The sequence below is a fragment of the Cupriavidus sp. CPT47-8839-RL05A genome (assembly GCF_058792255.1).
The window spans coordinates 65,536-82,504 of the sequence record NZ_JBYTEG010000026.1; the positions used below are offsets into that span (position 1 = coordinate 65,536).

5 protein-coding genes are annotated in these 16,969 nt (G+C 71.3%); all 5 read left to right on the forward strand.

All coding sequences use genetic code 11. From position 1 onward, the window contains the following. Positions 1 to 28: 28 nt before the first annotated feature. Positions 29 to 556 carry a YbjN domain-containing protein gene (locus tag AC3WVS_RS26815; protein WP_492321025.1) on the forward strand — a complete coding sequence of 176 codons (528 nt, stop codon included), beginning with the start codon at positions 29 to 31 and terminating at the stop codon, positions 554 to 556. Positions 557 to 964: 408 nt separating this feature from the next. Then, positions 965 to 1,483 (forward strand): STN domain-containing protein, encoded by a 519-nt coding sequence (locus tag AC3WVS_RS26820; RefSeq protein ID WP_492321026.1) that lies wholly within the window; start codon positions 965 to 967, stop codon positions 1,481 to 1,483. After that, entirely contained in the window at positions 1,480 to 1,995 is a 516-nt protein-coding gene (locus AC3WVS_RS26825; RefSeq protein WP_492321027.1) for an RNA polymerase sigma factor, read from the forward strand. Before AC3WVS_RS26820 ends, AC3WVS_RS26825 begins: the two co-directional genes overlap by 4 nt. 75 nt (positions 1,996 to 2,070) lie before the next feature. Further along, positions 2,071 to 3,084: a FecR family protein gene (locus AC3WVS_RS26830; RefSeq protein ID WP_492321028.1), complete on the forward strand. Its 1,014-nt coding sequence runs from the start codon at positions 2,071 to 2,073 to the stop codon at positions 3,082 to 3,084. Positions 3,085 to 3,274: 190 nt separating this feature from the next. Then, positions 3,275 to 16,942, forward strand: a complete 13,668-nt coding sequence (locus tag AC3WVS_RS26835) for a filamentous hemagglutinin family protein (RefSeq protein ID WP_492321029.1) — start codon at positions 3,275 to 3,277, stop codon at positions 16,940 to 16,942. The last annotated feature ends 27 nt before the right edge of the window (positions 16,943 to 16,969 follow it).

Consider the following 16,969-nt stretch of genomic DNA (forward strand, 5'->3'; position numbering starts at 1 on the left):
CACCACGTTTTGCTTTCAAGGAATTGCCATGACCGAATCCGTTTCCGTTGCCGCCGAAGCCACCGCAGCTGCCGCACCGGCCCTGCTTGCCGCCGTCAATGCCGAGCAGGTGGCCCAGGCCATCCGCGCGGCCGGCTGCGCCGTCAACATCATCGAAGAGGAAGGCGTTGCGCGCCTGCATAGCGCCAGCCACGGCATCGGCTTCCAGGTGCTGTGGGGCAACCGGCTGGCGCCGGGCCAGTACCTGGACTTCACGCTGAGCTGCCCGCTGCGGGTCGAGGGCGGAACCTTGCCCGAAGCGCTGCTGGCCGAATGGCATCGCAGCCGGCGCTTTGCCCGCGTTGCCGCACACGGCGATTTCATCGTGCTGGAGATGGATGTGATGGTGACCGGCGGCGTCAGCGCGGAATACCTGTCGGTATCGCTGCAGCTGTGGACGCAGATGATGGGCCAGTTCTTCCTGCATCTGCGCAACTACCGGCCGGAAGCGCCGGAAGGGGCCGACGGGCTGCAGCCCGCCGCCTCGGCCGGCTCCGCCGCCGTCGCCGAGGCCTGACCGCGGCAGCGGCCAGGCCGGCGCACGGCTTCGAGGGCGGCGCGGAAGGAAATGGTGTTCCGGGGGCGCGCTGTCCTCCTTTTTGCTCTGTAATCCCAACGTCATACGGGGTCTTTACGATCCCAGTCGATATCGCGCCGGCCACACCGCCGGCCGCATCGAAGGATCCGGGCGGACCCAACGCCTGCGCCGGACCGGCACGCACCCCTATGAACAGGTCATCCGATCTCCATGGCATGTCTGGCTGCCTCCACCGGTGCGCGCGCACTGACAGGCTGCGCCGCGGCCATCGCGCTCGCAACGAGCCTGGCGTGGCCAGGCGTGGCCAGGGCCGCTGCGGAGATGGCCTTTGACCTGCCAGCCCAACCGTTGAAGGCGGCGCTTTCGCGTTACGACGCGCAGACCAATATGTCTGTCTTCTATCCATCCGAGCTGGCCGAAGGCCGCACCTCGCACGCCGTGCATGGCACGCTGACGCCCGAGCAGGCGCTGCACCGCCTGCTGCAGGGCACGGGGCTTGCGGCCCGGGCCGCCGCCGGTGACGCCTTCGTGCTGGTGCCTTCCGGCGAGGAACCGGCGTCGTCCGATGCGCAGGGCGAGCCGTCCGCGCGTCGGCCCTACGACGGCCTGGTCCAGGCGCATGTCCGCCAGGCGCTATGCGCGCGCCCGGCGCTGGCGCTGGGCACCTACCGGCTGGCGCTTGCCGTGCACATCGATGGCGCCGGCCGCGTGCGGCGCGCGCGCCTGCTCGACACCACCGGCGACCGCGGCCGCGATGCCGCGATCGTGCAGGCCGTGCGCCAGGTCGACATCGGCCGCGCGCCGGCCGAGCCCGAAAAACCGTTCGTGCTGCTGGTGCGGCCGGTGCAGTGCGAGCAGGGCCAGGCCTGCGCCTCGCCCTGCGAAGCGCAGCGGGACAGCCGATGAGCGAGAGCATCCGTTCCAGCCTGCGCGAGCTGCTTACCCAACGCTACGACGACCTCAAGCGGCGCCTGACCTGGCGCCTGGGCTCGGCGGAGCTGGCCAGCGACGCGCTGCACGACACCTGGGTCCACCTGGAAGACCGCAACGATGCCAACGGCCCGGTCGCCAGCCCCGCGGCCTACCTGATGCGCATGGCCACCAACCTGGCCCTGGACCGGCTGCAGCGCGACCGCCGCTACATGAGTGCGGACGAGCTCGAATCCCTGATGACGGAGATCGTCGATCCCGCGCCTGGCCCCGCCCAGACGGTCGCGGCACGCGGCGAGGTCGAGGCGCTGGCGAGCCTGATCGAAAGGATGCCGCCGCGGCGGCGTGCGATCTTCCTGGCGGTGCGCGTCGAGGAATTGTCGAACCAGGAGGCGGCGGTGCGCTTCGGGGTGTCGGCGCGGCTGATCGGGCTGGAGCTCAAGCGTGCCCACGAATACTGCGTGGCCCACATGGACAAGCATGACTGAAGAAACCGTGCCGATCCGTGGTGCCAGAACCGTCTTGTATGCAGGCGATACAGGACGGGGAGCTTGCGAGACGCCATGACATCCACCTTGAATCCTCCGCTACAACAGCCACGCGGGCTGAGCCGGGTCGAGCGCGAAGCATTGCGCTGGGCGCGCCAGATTGCGACGGGAGAGATGACGCACGCCGACGGCGATGCGCTGCGGCGCTGGTGCCGCGCCGATCCCGCGCATGCAGCGGCTTTTGCCTCTGCGCAGCGCCGCTGGGAGCAGCTTGCGGCGGCCGGCCGGCTGGTGCTGGAGCGCGACCCGGACGCGGCACGCGCCGATGCCAGGCCGGCACCGGCACGCAGGGCCACGCCGGTGCGCTGGCAGCGCCGCGCCTTTCTCGGCGGGGCGCTTGGCGCCGCGGCGGCGACCACCGCCGCGCTGATCCACCCGCCGCTTGGGCTGTGGCCGTCGGGGGGGGAACCGCGCGCCGACTACCGTACCGTCGCCGGCGAGCAGCGCCGGCTGGCACTGGCCGGCGATGTCACCGTCGAACTCAATACGCGCACCAGCATTGCCGTGCGCCAGCAGGGCCGCGTGCCCGGCATCGACCTGATCGCGGGCGAGACCGCCATCGACATGGCCGAGGCACGCCATCCCTTTGCCGTGGTAGCGGGCGCGGGCCGAACCATCGCCACGCACGCGCGCTTCGAGGTGCGCCACACCACCGCGGGGGTTTGCGTGACCTGCCTGCAAGGGCTGGTGCAGGTGGCACATCCAGCCGGCATGGCCACGCTGTCGGCGCGGCAGCAGGTGGCCTACGCTGACCGCGCGCTGGCGCGCGTGGTCAGCGTCGACGATGCGCGCATGCCAGCCTGGCGCGAGGGCTACCTGCGCTTTGCCGACACGCCGCTGCGCGATGTGGTCGATGAACTCAACCGCTACCGCAGCGGCAAGCTGGTGCTGATGAATGAGCAACTGGCCGCCAGGCCGGTGACGGGCCGCTTCCAGATCCGTGCGCTCGACAAGGCCATTGCGCAGATCCAGCAATCATTTGGCCTGAGCGCGCGCCACCTGCCCGGTGGCGTGGTGCTGCTCTCCTGAACGGGTGATGCCCCGGCGGCGCTGTCACGAAATCTTCAAGGAAAAGCTTGCCGATTCGGGCGCGCCAAAAAGTCTAGATCCCAGGAGCACCGGCGGCAGGCGCCGCCGGTGGCAATGACGACAGGACCGGGCCGCATCGTTCCGAAGCGTGCACTGGTCCGCCAACTTGCTTGACGGGATTGAGGGCACCATGCAGATGCGCGTTGACGACAGGACCATGCTTGCGCGGCACAAGGCCAGGTTCAGGCTGGCCGTACCGGAGGCGAGGCCGCTGGCCCGGGCCGTGGCCTTGCTGGTGGCGGCGGGAGGCATGCTGGCCAGTGCGCATGCCGCGCCACCGTTCAGCCGCGCCTGGATGGCGCAGAAGAACATGATGCAGGACAGCGCGGCCACCACTGGCCGCCTGCCCAACGGCACCCCCGCGGCGGCGCTGACCAGCCCGCAGGCGCAGCAGCAGCGCGCCAATGAGCAGCTGCAGCGCTCGATCCAGAACCTGGGCCAGGCCGCGCAGGGCATTGCCGCCATGCAGGCCGCGCAGGAAGCGGCGCGGCAGGCCGCGGCGCGGGAGCCATCGGTGCCCGATGGCCTGGCCGAAGGCGGCCTCAAGGCCGACACCAACAGCCTTACCGCCGGCTGGATCAATGCGAACAAGCCAAGCGCGGCGGTGGTGGACGGCAAGACCCACGTCACCATCGAGCAGACCGGCGAGCGCGCCATCCTGAACTGGGAAACCTTCAACGTGGGCCGCAATACCACGGTGGAGTTCCAGCAGCGCCCCGACTGGGCCGTGCTCAACCGCGTCAACGATCCGCAGGCGCGGCCCAGCAAGATCCAGGGGCAGATCAAGGCCGACGGCACGGTGATGATCGTCAACCGCAACGGCATCGTCTTCACCGGCACCAGCCAGGTCAACACCCGCAACCTGGTCGCGGCCGCCGCCGGCATGACCAACGCGCAGTTCGACAAGGGCCTCTACAGCGAGGCCAAGGGCAACGGCCATGTGCCCACGCTGGCCAACGACCTGGCGGTGTCGAGCACCGCGGTGACCCATGGCAATGCCACTGCCGACGTGGTGGTGGAGGCGGGCGCGCGCATCGGGACGCGCAAGCCGCAGACCGTCACCGAAGGCGGCGGCTACGTGCTGCTGGCCGGCCGCGAGGCGCACAACCGCGGCACCATCGTGACCCCGGCCGGGCAGACCGTGCTGGCCGCGGGCGACAGCTTCGTGATCCGGCGCGGGCTCGGGACCGACAGCAACCAGAATTCAAGCACGCGCGGCAACGAGGTCGACGTGCTGCGCCTGCCCGGCAGCGAGGCCGGGCGCGTCAGCAACAGCGGCCTGATCCAGGCCGCCACCGGCGACATCACGCTCAAGGGCCATGTCGTCGAGCAAAAGGGCGTGCTGCTGTCCAGCACCTCGGTCAACACGCGCGGCACGCTGCACCTGCGCGCCGAAGGCGACACGAAGAGCCAGGTGGTGCTGGCGCCGGGCAGTGTCAGCGCCATCCTGCTCGATGACAGCAACGCCACCGCGCTCGACGTGCAGCGCGACGCGTTGCTGCGCGAGTCCGCCAATGTCAGCGACGGCGGCTACAACCGGCGCGACCAGTCGCTGGTGCAGATTGCCTCGGCCGGCGACGTGCTGTTCGAGGCCGACTCGCTGGCGCTGGCCACCGGCGGCCAGGTCAGCGTGGCGGCCGCGCGCCGCACGCTGCTGGCCGACCGCGCCATCCTCGACGTGGCTGGTGCAGTGGGCGTCAACGTGGCGATGGAATCGAACAACGTCGAGATCAACGTCCAGGGCAACGAGCAGCGCGACGCGCCCGGCAACCGCGACTCCAAGACCCTCAACAACAACACCATGTGGGTCGACCGCCGCTATCTGGTGCGCGTGCCGGCGGGCACCAACGGCTACACCACCGACCGCTGGTACACCGGCGGCGGCCTGCTGGAGGTGAGCGGCTACCTGAACACCAGCGGCCACGGCATCGGCGAATGGGCGGCGCTGGGCGGAACCGTGCGGTTCGATGGCGGCGAACTGGTGACGCAGGCCGGTTCGGCCATCAATATCTCGGGCGGCTCGCTCAACGTGCAGACCGGCACGATCCGCCAGAGCTGGCTGCGCGGCGCCGACGGGCAGCTCTACAACCTGGCCACGGCGCCGGCGGACATCCGCTACCAGGGCCTGTACCGCGGCTACGAGAACGAGCACAAGCGCTGGGGCAAGAGCGCCACCGAACAGTTCTACAACCCGCTGATCGCGCCACAGCAGCGGCTGGAGAACGGCTATAGCGTGGGCCGCGACGCCGGGCGCGTGCTGGTCGGCACCGGCACGGCGGTGCTGGAGGGCGATATCCAGGCCACGGTGTACCAGGGGCCGCGCCAGGGCGAAGCGCGCGACGCCGGCCTCGATGGCTACCGGCAGTCGCAGTTGGCCGCGCCGCTGGCCGGGGAGCTGGTGCTGGGCAAGCTGGTGCCGGTGTTCGACACTGGCACCGGCATGCTGCGCGAGAACCCGTCGGCGGTGGCGGGACAGGTCGATATCGGCGCGGTGCAGCGCATCGCGCAGGGGCTCGCGGCTGACGATGCGTTGCCCGAAGACCTGGTCGGCAAGGTCCGCCTGGATGCCGGCTGGCTGAACGGGCTCGGGCTGGGCGCGTTCAGGGTCTTCGCCGGCGAGGGCATCGCGGTCGATGCGCCGCTGTCGGTGGCGCCGGGCGGCACGCTGGCACTGCACGCGCCCCGGGTGGAGGTGAAGGCCGGCCTGGCCGCGCGCGGCGGCACCATTGCGCTGGGCGACATCGTCAGCAGGCTGGGGCCAAGCAGCACGCTCAACTGGCTCGACATGCCCATCGCCGCGGCGCCGGCGGGGCAGGCGGTGGTGACGGTGGCGCCGGGCGTGATGCTGGATGCGCGCGGGCTGTGGACCAACCTCAGGCAGGACGCGGGCGATATCGGCGGGCTGCCCTATGTCAACGGCGGCACCATCGCGCTCAGCAGTTCGGGCGATGTCCTGCTTGGCAGCGGCAGCGTGCTGGACGTGTCCTCGGGCGCCGCGCTGATGGCCAACGGCTCGCTGCAAGGCGGGCGCGGCGGCAATATCGCGCTGCGCTCCAACCAGTATGACATTGACGGCAACGGCTCAGGCACCCTGCGCATGGACGGCGAGCTGCGCGGCTACGGCGTGCGCGGCGGCGGCACGCTGACCCTCGATTCGGGCCTGGGCGTGGCCATCGGCGGCGGCCTGCTGGCCGAGGCCGGGCGGCTGAAGGCGGGCGAGTCGGTGCCGGTGCACCTGACCCTGGATCAAGCCTTCACCATCGCGGCAGGCACGGTGCTGCCGGTCGACTATACCTATGCGTCGGATGTCGCCGCGCCCGGCGACATGGCGCCGGGGACGATCCAGATCACGGCCGAGCGCACGCTCAGGCTGGGGGCGGACTGGGTGGTGCCGCAGGGCGTCAACTGGAACCCGTTCGTGGTCTACGACGAGTCTGGACGCTGGTATTCATCGGGTATGACGGTGCCCGCGGGCACGGTGCTGACGCGCACGCAGAGCGATATGGCGCCAGGCTATGTCGTGCCCGCAACCGTGTTTCCGGATGGCATGCCGGTGGCGGAATTCAGCACCACCATCAAGGCCGGCACGCCGTTCGGCAAGGACCGCGTGCTGGCCGCGGGGGACCGCCTGCCCGCCGGCGTGGTGCTGTCCGCCGAGGTCGCGGTCAAGCCGCTGCTGGTGCTCGACGCCAGCCTGTTCCAGACCGGCTTCGGCCGCTACGAGGTGGCCGGCCAGCAAGGCGCACAGGTCGCGGCAGGCGCCAGCATCGACGTGAACATGCCGGTACTGCGCCACGACCAGGCCAGCGCCCACGCGGTACTCACCGGGGCCGCGCCGGAACAGGCGCTGTGGCGCGAGCTGCCGCCGCTCTGGGAGGAAGATGCCGGGAACGCCGTGCTGACGCAGCGGCGTGGCGCCGACCTGGTGCTGACCGGCGGCAACGTGTACGGCCAGGCTCCGGTGGTGGTTGGGCGGGGCGCCACCGTGACGGTGGACCCGGGCCGCGCGCTGACCCTGCGCGGCAATGGCCAGATCACCATCGACGGCACGCTTAATGCTTGGGGCGGCAAGATCGCCGTGCTGCAGACCGCGCTCGGCGCCACCCCCGACACCGCGGCGCCGAGCGGCCAGCCCGATACCAAGTCGATCTGGATCGGCAGCGGCGCCGCGCTCGATGTGGCGGGCCGCGCCGTCACCGCGCGCGACACGCAAGGCCGCACTTACGGCGTGGTTGCCGATGGCGGCACCATCGAAATCGGCGCGCGCCATGTCGAAGGCGCCCGCGAGGTCGATGCCGCCGATGCCTTTGTGATCGTGCGCCCGGGCGCGCGGCTCGACGCGTCCGGCGCGATGGCGGTGCTGGACGTGCCGGGTATGGGCGCGACCAGGATAGCCGGCAACGGCGGCGTGATCGCGGCCAGCTCGATGCGCGGGCTGTACCTGGAAGGCGATGTGCGCGCGGCCGCGGGCGGGCAGGGCGCCGCCGGCGGCACGCTGGCGCTGAACCTGGAAACGCCGGTCTACCTGAACGTGGACCGCAACACCCTGAAGGGCCCGGCGGCAGATGACGAGGTGCGCGTGCCGCGCGAGCTGGTGCTGGCGCAAGTGCAGGGCGAGAGCGGACTCGCCGCCGGGCTGCGGCCCGGCATGCGCGACGGCGCGCTGCGCTATGGCACCGCCCGCATCGGCGTGGACCGCATCCAGGCCGGCGGCTTCGACAACCTTGCGCTGCTGGCCAACGGCCTGATCAGCTTCGAGGGCGATGTGAACCTGGCCATGGGCCAGAGCCTGCGCCTGACCGCCAGCGCCATCGGCCTGGCGGACCCGGCCGCGCCCGCCACGCACGTCAGCCTGGCGGCGCCCTATATGCGGCTGGCCGGCGATACGCGCAGGCAGGCGGACAACACCATCATGCCCAACCCGGTGCGCGGCTCGAAGAATGCGGGCGCGGCCGCCGGCACGCTGGGCGTGCCGCTGGTGGCCGAGGGCTCCAGCTTGATCGCGGATGCGCAGTTTCTCGACCTGGTGGGCGAGCTCGGCATCGGCGCGCGCGGCGAGATCATCCGCAACGCCGGCGACCCGCTCAAGGTGGAGCGCGAGGCGTTCGACCGGATGACGCTGCGCAGCGCCTCGGATATCCGCCTGTCCGGCGCCGCGGTGCTGTACCAGCCGGGTGACCTGACGCTCGCTGCCTCGCAGATCTACCCGGCCATGCACGACAGCGGCAAGGTCGTGGCCGGCCTGCGCAACACCATCGATCAATGGGGCAATCCGGCGCGCGGCTTCGACCCCGCCCGCAGCCTGACCATCGAGCGCGTGGGCGAGGCGCTGCCCGCGATGCCGTATTCGGTGTTCGGCAGCCTGATCCTCGCCGGCCCCACGGTCAACCAGGGCGGCGTGCTGCGGGCCCCGCTGGGCACCGTCTCGGTGGGATCCAAGCTGCATGGCGAGGAAACCGGCCAGGTCAACCTGCTGCCGGGCAGCGTGACCTCGGTCAGCGCCAACGGGCTGGTGATGCCATACGGCGGCTCGCTCGACGGCCTGAGCTATATGCACAACGGCACGGATGCGGAGTTCGAGCGCGTGGGCACGGGGCCAGCCATCGTGCTGTCGGGCCACGCCATCGACGTGCAGAAGGATGCGCTGCTCGACCTGCGCGGCGGCGGCGAGCTCAAGGGCGCCGCCTTCCTGGCGGGCCGGGGCGGCTCCACCGACGCGCGCCTGCATCCGCTGGCGCAGGTGTCGCGCAAGGGCGGCTTCACGCTGCCGGGGCTGGCCACCAATCCGGTCTATGCCATCGTGCCGGGGGTGCAGGCAGGCTATGCGCCGATCGTGGTGGAGAAGGGCGCCAGCGATCCGGCCATCGGCCGGCAGATCACCATCGGCGCGGGCGTGCCGGGCCTGCCCGCCGGCACTTATACCCTGCTGCCCTCGACCTTCGCCCTGTTGCCGGGCGCGTTCCGCGTCGAGCTCAACGGCATCGGCAGCAAGGCCGTGCCGCCAGGCCAGGCGTTGGCCCTGCGCAATGGCTCGTATGCCACCGGCGCGCAGCTCGGCACGGTCAACACCGGCATCCGCGACGCCCTGCCGACACAGGCGCTGGTGACGTCCGCCGATGTGCTGCGCCGGTATTCGCAATACAACGAGATGAGCTACGCCGATTTCGGCCTGGCCCGGGCCGAGCGCGACGGCGTGCCGCGCAGCATGCTGGAGCGCGACGCCAAGACGCTCAGGCTGGACTTCATTCCCGATACGTCGAAGGGCAAGCTTGGCGACGCGCCGCCGCTGCGCTTCGCTGGCTCGACCGACTACGGCACGCCGCAGGGCGGCCACGGCGGCAGCGCGGTGGTCCTGAGCGACAGCGGCAACTACGAGATCCTGGCGGCGGGCGCCGCGCCCACCCCGGTGGCCGGCACCGGCCTGATGAGCCTGATTTCCCTGCGCGCGGACGACCTCAACGCCATCGGCGCGAACCGCCTGGGCATCGGCGGCCTGCCCGCGGTGGCCGTCAGCGCCACCGGCAGCACGCAGCGCGACAACGTTGCGGTCTTCTCCAGCAACAGCAGGAACATCATGCTGCGCGAAGGCGCGGTGCTCAGGGCGGGCGAGGTGTTCCTGGTCACCAGCAACAAGCACGGCGGCATCGTCATCGAGCAGGGGGCGGGCATCAATACGCTGGGCCAGGGCAAGGCAGCCTGGGATTCCACCAATGGCTATGTGTACGAGCCCGGGCCGGTTTCGGTGCTGGCGGTATCCAACGGCTGGCTGGACGTGCTGGCGCCCACGGCCTCCAACGATCCGGACCGTGGCCCGGGCCGCATCGACATCGGCGCCTGCAAGCCCGGAGCCGTGTGCAACGGCACCACGCAGTTGTACTCCGAAGGCACCATCGCCGCCGTCACCGACCAGAGCTTCGACTTGCGCGACACGGCGCGCTATGGCACGCGCAATCTGTCGCTGGCGGTCGGCGGCATCAATGTCGGCAGCGAGGCATCGCTGGCCGCGGTGGCGGCGCGCAATGCCCTCGCGCCCGGGCTCACGCTCAACCAGGGCGTGCTGGACCGGCTGCTGCGGGGCGACACCAGCGCGGGCGCGCCAGCGCTGGAAAACCTGGTGCTGACCGCGCGCGATGCCGTCAATTTCTACGATTCGATCGAGCTGTCCACCATCGATGCGGCCACGGGCAAGTCCTCGCTGGAGCGGCTGGTGCTGACCTCGCCGGCCATCTATGGCCTGGGCGATGCCGATGCGCAGGCGCGTATCCGCACCGACGTGCTGGTCTGGAACGGCACCAATACCGCGCCGGGACAGGTGGCAGCCGGCGGCGCCGGCACGGGCAGCGGGCGTCTTGCCATCGACGCCCGCCGGATCGAATTCGGCTACGGTCCGGGCTCGCGGCCCGATACCATCCATGACATGGACCGGCTGGTGCTCGGCTTCGGCCAGGTGGAGCTCAATGCCAGCGACCGCATCACGGCCAACCAGAAGGGCTCGCTCTCGGTCTACCAGGCGCGCGGCGCATGGGATGCGGCCACCAATGGCTACCAGTACAGCGGCGGCAACCTGCAGGTCAGCACGCCGCTCCTGACCGGCCAGGCCGGCTCGGTCAGCAAGCTTCGCGCGGGCGGGGATATCCGTGTCGCAGCGCCGGCCGGCGCGGCCGCGGCGCCGCTGTCCAGCCAGGAACTGGCGGCGGCGCTGGGCGCCGAGGTGGCGCTCGAGGGGCGCAGCGTGGCGCTGGACACGGCGGTGGCGCTGCCCAGCGGCAAGCTCACGCTGTCGGCCACGGGCGACGTGCTGCTCGGCGAGCGCGCGCAGCTCGACCTCGCCGGACGCAGGATCGATTTCTTCGATGTCAGCAAGTACAGCTGGGGCGGCGACGTGGTGCTGGAAAGCCGGGCCGGCGATATCCGCCAGGCGGCGGGCTCGCGCATCGACCTGTCCGCGCAGGAGAACCGCGCCGGCAAGCTCACCGCCGTGGCGGTGGGCAGCGGCGCCGGCACGGTGGACCTGCAAGGCGCCATCGCGGGCGCCAGCACGGGCCACTACGATGCCGGCGGCACGCTGGTGCCGTTCGCGGCCGGCGGCGCCGATATCCGCGGCCAGCATATTGCCGACTTCGCCGGGCTCAACCAGCGCCTGAACGAGGGCAAGGTGCACGGCAGCCGCGGCTTCCAGCTCAAGCAGGGCGACCTGACGGTGGGCGATGAACTGAAGGCGCGCGAGATCAGCGTCTCGGTGGACGGCGGCCGCCTGGTGGTGAACGGCACGGTCGACGCCAGCGGCGAGCAGGCCGGCAGCATCCGCCTGGCAGCGCGCGACGGCGTCACCATCGGTGGCGCGGCACTGCTCGACGCGCACGGCCGCGTGCTGCGCGTGGACAGCTACGGCAAGCTGATCGAGGCGCCCAACCGCGCCGTGATCGACATCAACGCCGGCAACGGGCGGCTGCTGCTGGCAGACGGCGCGCGCATGGATGTGCGTGCCGGCACCGACGGCGCGGCGCAGTCGCTGGGCACGGTGGAGCTGAGCGCGCGCCGCCTGGGCGGCGCCACCGGCAACGATATCGATATCGACGCGGCCGGCACGGTGCGGATCGACGGCGCGCGCGCGGTCACGGTCAACGCCTTCCATACCTACAACGATGCGCCGCTGGTCACCGGCGGCACCGCCGACGGAGGCGGCTACCAGTCCGTCACCCAGGCCTACCTGAACGAGAAGCACGACGACAGCGTCGGCTTCATGGCCCACGCGCTGGCCAACGGCGACCTGATGGGCCGCAGGCTGGCCGGCCTGCGCCGCTACGCGGACGCCTTCCATCTGCGCCCCGGCGTCGAGATCGTCAGCGCCACGCCGGACGGCGACCTGCATCTTGACGGCGATATCGACCTGTCGGGCTTCCGCTACGCCAGCATCAATCCGCATACGCAGCAAGGCGCCGCGCGCGGCTCGGGCGAGGCGGGCGCGCTGGTGCTGCGCGCCGGCGGCGACCTCAAGGTCTTCGGCAGCGTGTCGGACGGCTTCGACGGCGCGGCGCTGCCGGTCACGCCGGACGACCAGGGCTGGATGCTGCTCAAGGGCCGCGTGCCCTGGGGCGGCGACGTGGTGGTGCCGGTCGACGGCACCGTCACGCTTGCCGACGGCACCTTCTTCAATCCCGGCCGCGCACTCAACTACGCCTTGCCGATGCAGGCCATGAGCCTGCGCGCCGGCACCGAGCTGGCCACGCGCGCCACGCTCACGGCGGACCTGCTGCTGCCGGCCGGCACGGTGCTGGGCGGCGCCATCCGCGATGCGGCGGGCAATGTGATCCATACCGCCGGCACGGTATTGTCCGCGGCGCTCACGCTCACGAATGGCATGCAGCTCGACGCTGGCAACCGCCTGCCGGGCGCGGCCAGGGTGGCCGCAATGACCTGGCCGGCCGGTGTGCCGCTGCCGTTCCCCGACGGCGCCGTGAACGATATGGGCGGCTGGATTCCCGTCAACGGCGTGGTGCTGGCGGGCGACCTGCCGCTGCGCAAGGGCGCGATGATCCCCAGCGAAACCGTGGTGAAACTGCCGGGCGATGCCCAGAGCGTGCTGCTGCGCGCCGCCGATGCCAGCGGCAACCAGGGCCGCACCTGGGCGCTGGCGCCGATGCTGGCCGAGGGCTCGCAATCGTGGTCGATGCGGCTGGTGGGCGGCGCCGACACGGCGGCGGCCGATACGCGCGCGCTGCTGCCTCCGAGCACGCGCGGGCAGATCCTGCTGGCCGATACGCACTACGGCCTCGGGCCGGAACGGGTCCTCAGGCCGGGCACCGGCTTGCCGGGCCAGTACGTCTGGGGGCCGGACGCCGAACCCTTTTTTGGCGAGCCCGCGGGCACGCCGATCAACCTCGACGACTGGGGCGGCGAGGCGTCGGTGGCCGAATTTAACAACGCGGGAATGGGGGTGCTCGTGGTCAAAGTGGCCGACGGCACGCCGCCCGAATACGACGACAAGATGACGCCCGCGCGCCAGCAGCTGTTCAGCGTGCTGCGCACCGGCACCGGCGACCTGGACCTGCTCGCCGCCGGCGACTTCACCATGACTTCGCCGTTCGGCGTCTATACCGCCGGCACCCAGGCCGCGGGCGTCGACGCCGCCTACAACCAGCGCCGCGCGGTCGGCTACGGGGGCACGCTGCTGGGCGCCCACGGCGGCTTTCTCGAACCCTTTATCGACGGCGGCAGCCAGAGCCTCTACCGGGCCTGGTATCCCGAGCATGGCGGCAACGTGCTGGTGCGGGCCCAGGGGGACGTGCGCGGCGATGTGATCGGCACCAAGCCCGGTTCGCAACGCATGGACGATGCGCTGGGCGTGATGCGCGGCAACTTCGACAACTCCGCCGTGGGCGGATGGCTGTGGCGCCAGGGTACCGGCAGCGCTGCGGCGGCGGGCGAGGGCGTGCCCACGGCGTGGTGGATCAACTTCGGCAGCTATGTGGAGGCGATTCCGGACCCCAGTGGGCTGCATGGCACCGCGCCGTTCCTGGTGGGCTTCACCGGCATCGGCACACTCGGCGGCGGCAACCTCGTGCTGGAAGCCGGCGGCAATGCCGGCATGCTGGAGTCGCGCATGGGCAATGGCGCCGGCTTCCTGTCGCGCAGCCAGGGCCTGAACCTGGCCGTGGCCAGCACCGGCCGCGTTTCGGCAGATGGCAGCCAGCTGACGCTGACCGGCGGCGGCGACCTGGACATCCGCATCGGCGGCGGCCTGAACCCGGTGGCGGAAGTCCGCGCCCAGCCCGATTCCGGTGGCGAAATCCGGCCCGACACCCGCTTCCAGAACCCGCGGCTGGACCTGAACAGCACCTTTGTCAACCTGCGCGGGGCGATGCGCCTCGAAGCCGGCGCGGTGGGCGGCATCGAGTTGCGCTACGACCGTGCCGATCCGATGGAGTCGCGCGCCTACCAGCCTTATGTCGCGACCTCGGCGATCGCGGGCGGCGGGCCGGTGCTGGTGCCGGGCGACGCCGGCGTGCGCATCGACGCGCGCGGCGACCTGGCGCTCGGCGGCGTGGGCGATCCCGGCCGCGTGCCACAGTTCCACAACGGCACCCCCTTCACGCTCAGCGGCACCGCCCACGATGGCGAAGGCTGGAGCTGGTTCTCGCTGTGGACGCCGGCCACTGCCATCGACCTGTTCAGCGCGGGCGGCAACCTGACGCCATCGATGGCCTGGATGGACCAGCGCACGCGCAGCAACCACAGCGCCACCGACGGGCGCTTCGTGATGCCGGCTATCCTGCGCGCGGCGGCGCCCAGCGGCAGCCTCTACTACGGCAACGCGAGTTCGGGCCGGTTGAACAACGGCCGCCCGGACCAGTCTCCGCTCGGGCTGGTGCTGGCGCCGTCGCCGGTGAGCCCGCGCTTCGCCGTGCAGGGCACCGGCGCGCTCGAACTGCTGGCGGGCGATTCCATCTATGCCGCCGGCTATGCGGTGACGCAGTCCGGCGCCGATCCCACCGCATTGCCCAGCCCGTTCAACCCGGCCTTTGTCGGCGTCGTGGGCAAGGCCTGGTTCGGGGCGCACAATGTCGGCAACCTCGACCCGCAGGCGCTGGCGCCCAGCCTGATGTTCGTGAAGGCGTTGGAGAGCGGGCAGCTCTACCCGCTGTTCAGCCTCACCCCGCCGACGGCATCCGGCTACGCACGCGTCGGCCAGCCGCCCGCGCGCTTCTATGCGAGCGACGGCGATATCGTCGGGCTGCGCACCGGCACCATCGTCTACCGCGGCAATTTGAATGGCGCGCCGGGCAGCCACGAAACCTGGTACGAGGGCAGCGGCCCGGTGGCGATCCGCGCCAGGCGCGATATCGTCAATGCCGGCACGCCCCTGGGCAGCTTCGAGCTGGCGCCGGAAGAGGCGCTGGGCTGGTTCGGTATGTTCTACAGCGGCGAGCCTGACGCGCCGCTGCGGCCCACCCGGATCTCGGCCGGCAGCGCGCGCGGCAACCTGATCGTGCACAACAACGCGGACGATGTCTCGGTGGTCTCGGCCGGCCGCGATGTCCGCGGCGGCAGTTTCTACGTGGCCGGATCCGGCCTGCTGGAAGTGACCGCCGGGCGCGATCTTTACCTGGCCGACAAGGGCGAGCTCAAGAGCCTCGGCGCGGTGGCCAATGTGACGCCGGGCGACCGTTCCAGCGGCGCCGGCATCGCTGTGGCCGCCGGGGTGGGCGCCAGGGGCCTCGACGGTCTCGGCTTCCAGGCCTTCGCCGCGCGCTACCTGGACCCGGCCAACCAGGCCGACGCCGGCCGCCCGCTGGCCGGGCAGCCGGGCAAGGCGGTGACCATCTACGGCGGCAAGCTGACGCTGGCCGACTGGCTGCGCACGGAGTTTGGCTATGACGGTAACGAGGCCGGCGCGCCGGCCTTCCTGGCCGCCCGGCAGGCCACGCTGGACCAGGCGCGGCAAGGGGCGCTGTCCAGCGGCGAGAGCGCGGCCAACCGCGATCTGACGCGCGAGTTCGGGCTGGCCAGCCAGCTGTACCTGGTCAACTGGCTGACCGACCGCTTCGGCGGCAGCAATGGCCTGGGCGTGCATTTCGACCCGGCCACCATGGATGCGCGTCAGTTCCTTGCGGCCCTGCCGCCCGAGCAGCAGCGCGCCTACCTGCGCAACGTGTACTACGCCGAGCTCAAGGCATCGGGCCGCGAATACAACGATGCCGGCGGCCCGCGCGCCGGCAGCTACCTGCGCGGCCGCGAGGCCATCGCCACGCTGATTCCCGGCCAGGACCAGCAGGGCGAGAAGCGCGACTACCGGGGCGACCTGACCATGTTCAGCAGCGCGCGGTACTACATGAGCGGCATCACCAGCCAGGACGGCATTTTCACCACCCGTCCCAGGGCGGGCGTGAAGTACCTGACCAAGGCCGAGTGGGTGGGCGCGGGCAGCCCAAGCTACGAGGTGCCCTACTACGATGTGCTCGATGCCGGCATCCACACCAACTTCGGCGGCGACATCAGCGTGCTGACGCCGGGCGGGCGCACCCTGGTCGGCGTGGACGGCGGCTTCGTTCCGGGCGAGGGCTCGGGGATGCTGACCCAGGGCGCGGGCGAGGTGCAGATGTACGCGAAGGACAGCATCCTGCTGGGCCAGAGCCGCATCTTCACCACCTTCGGCGGCAATATCCTGGGCTGGTCGGCGCAGGGCGACATCAACGCCGGGCGCGGCTCCAAGTCCACCGTGGTCTACACGCCGCAGCGCCGCGTGTACGACGAGATGGGCCTGGTCACGCTGTCGCCGACCACGCCGAACACCGGCGCTGGCATCGCCACGCTCAACCCGATTGCCGAGGTTCCGCCCGGCGACATCGACCTGATCGCACCGCTGGGCACCATCGACGCGGGCGAGGCCGGCATCCGGGTATCGGGCAACGTCAACCTGGCCGCGCTGCGGGTGGTCAATGCCGAGAACATCCAGGTGCAGGGCAAGTCGACCGGCATCCCGGTGGTGGCGGCGGTCAACGTCGGCGCCCTGACCAATGCCAGCGCCGCCGCCTCTCAGGCAGCCAGCGCCGCGCAGGACGCGGTGCAGCGCGACCGGGCCGCGGCGCGCCAGGCACTGCCGTCGGTGTTCACGGTGCGGGTGCTGGGCACCGGCACCGAGCCGGCCGAAGGCACGCCGCGCCCGCGCGAAGGCGCGAGCGCAACGCCGGCCAGCTACGATCCGAAGGGGCCGGTGCAGGTATTGGGGCAGATGGCGTTGAGCGAGGCGCAGTTGAGCCAGTTGACGCCGACCGAGCGCAGCAACCTGCAGCGCTGATGGCGCCCTGACGATCGAGGGAGCGCT

Bases quoted from the DNA above. Each gene is read 5' to 3' on its own strand.
- AC3WVS_RS26820 (WP_492321026.1), top strand. From the start codon at position 965: ATGTCTGTCTTCTATCCATCCGAGCTGGCCGAAGGCCGCACCTCGCAC.
- AC3WVS_RS26835 (WP_492321029.1), top strand. From the start codon at position 3,275: ATGCAGATGCGCGTTGACGACAGGACCATGCTTGCGCGGCACAAGGCC.
- AC3WVS_RS26815 (WP_492321025.1), top strand. From the start codon at position 29: ATGACCGAATCCGTTTCCGTTGCCGCCGAAGCCACCGCAGCTGCCGCA.
- AC3WVS_RS26830 (WP_492321028.1), top strand. From the start codon at position 2,071: ATGACATCCACCTTGAATCCTCCGCTACAACAGCCACGCGGGCTGAGC.
- AC3WVS_RS26825 (WP_492321027.1), top strand. From the start codon at position 1,480: ATGAGCGAGAGCATCCGTTCCAGCCTGCGCGAGCTGCTTACCCAACGC.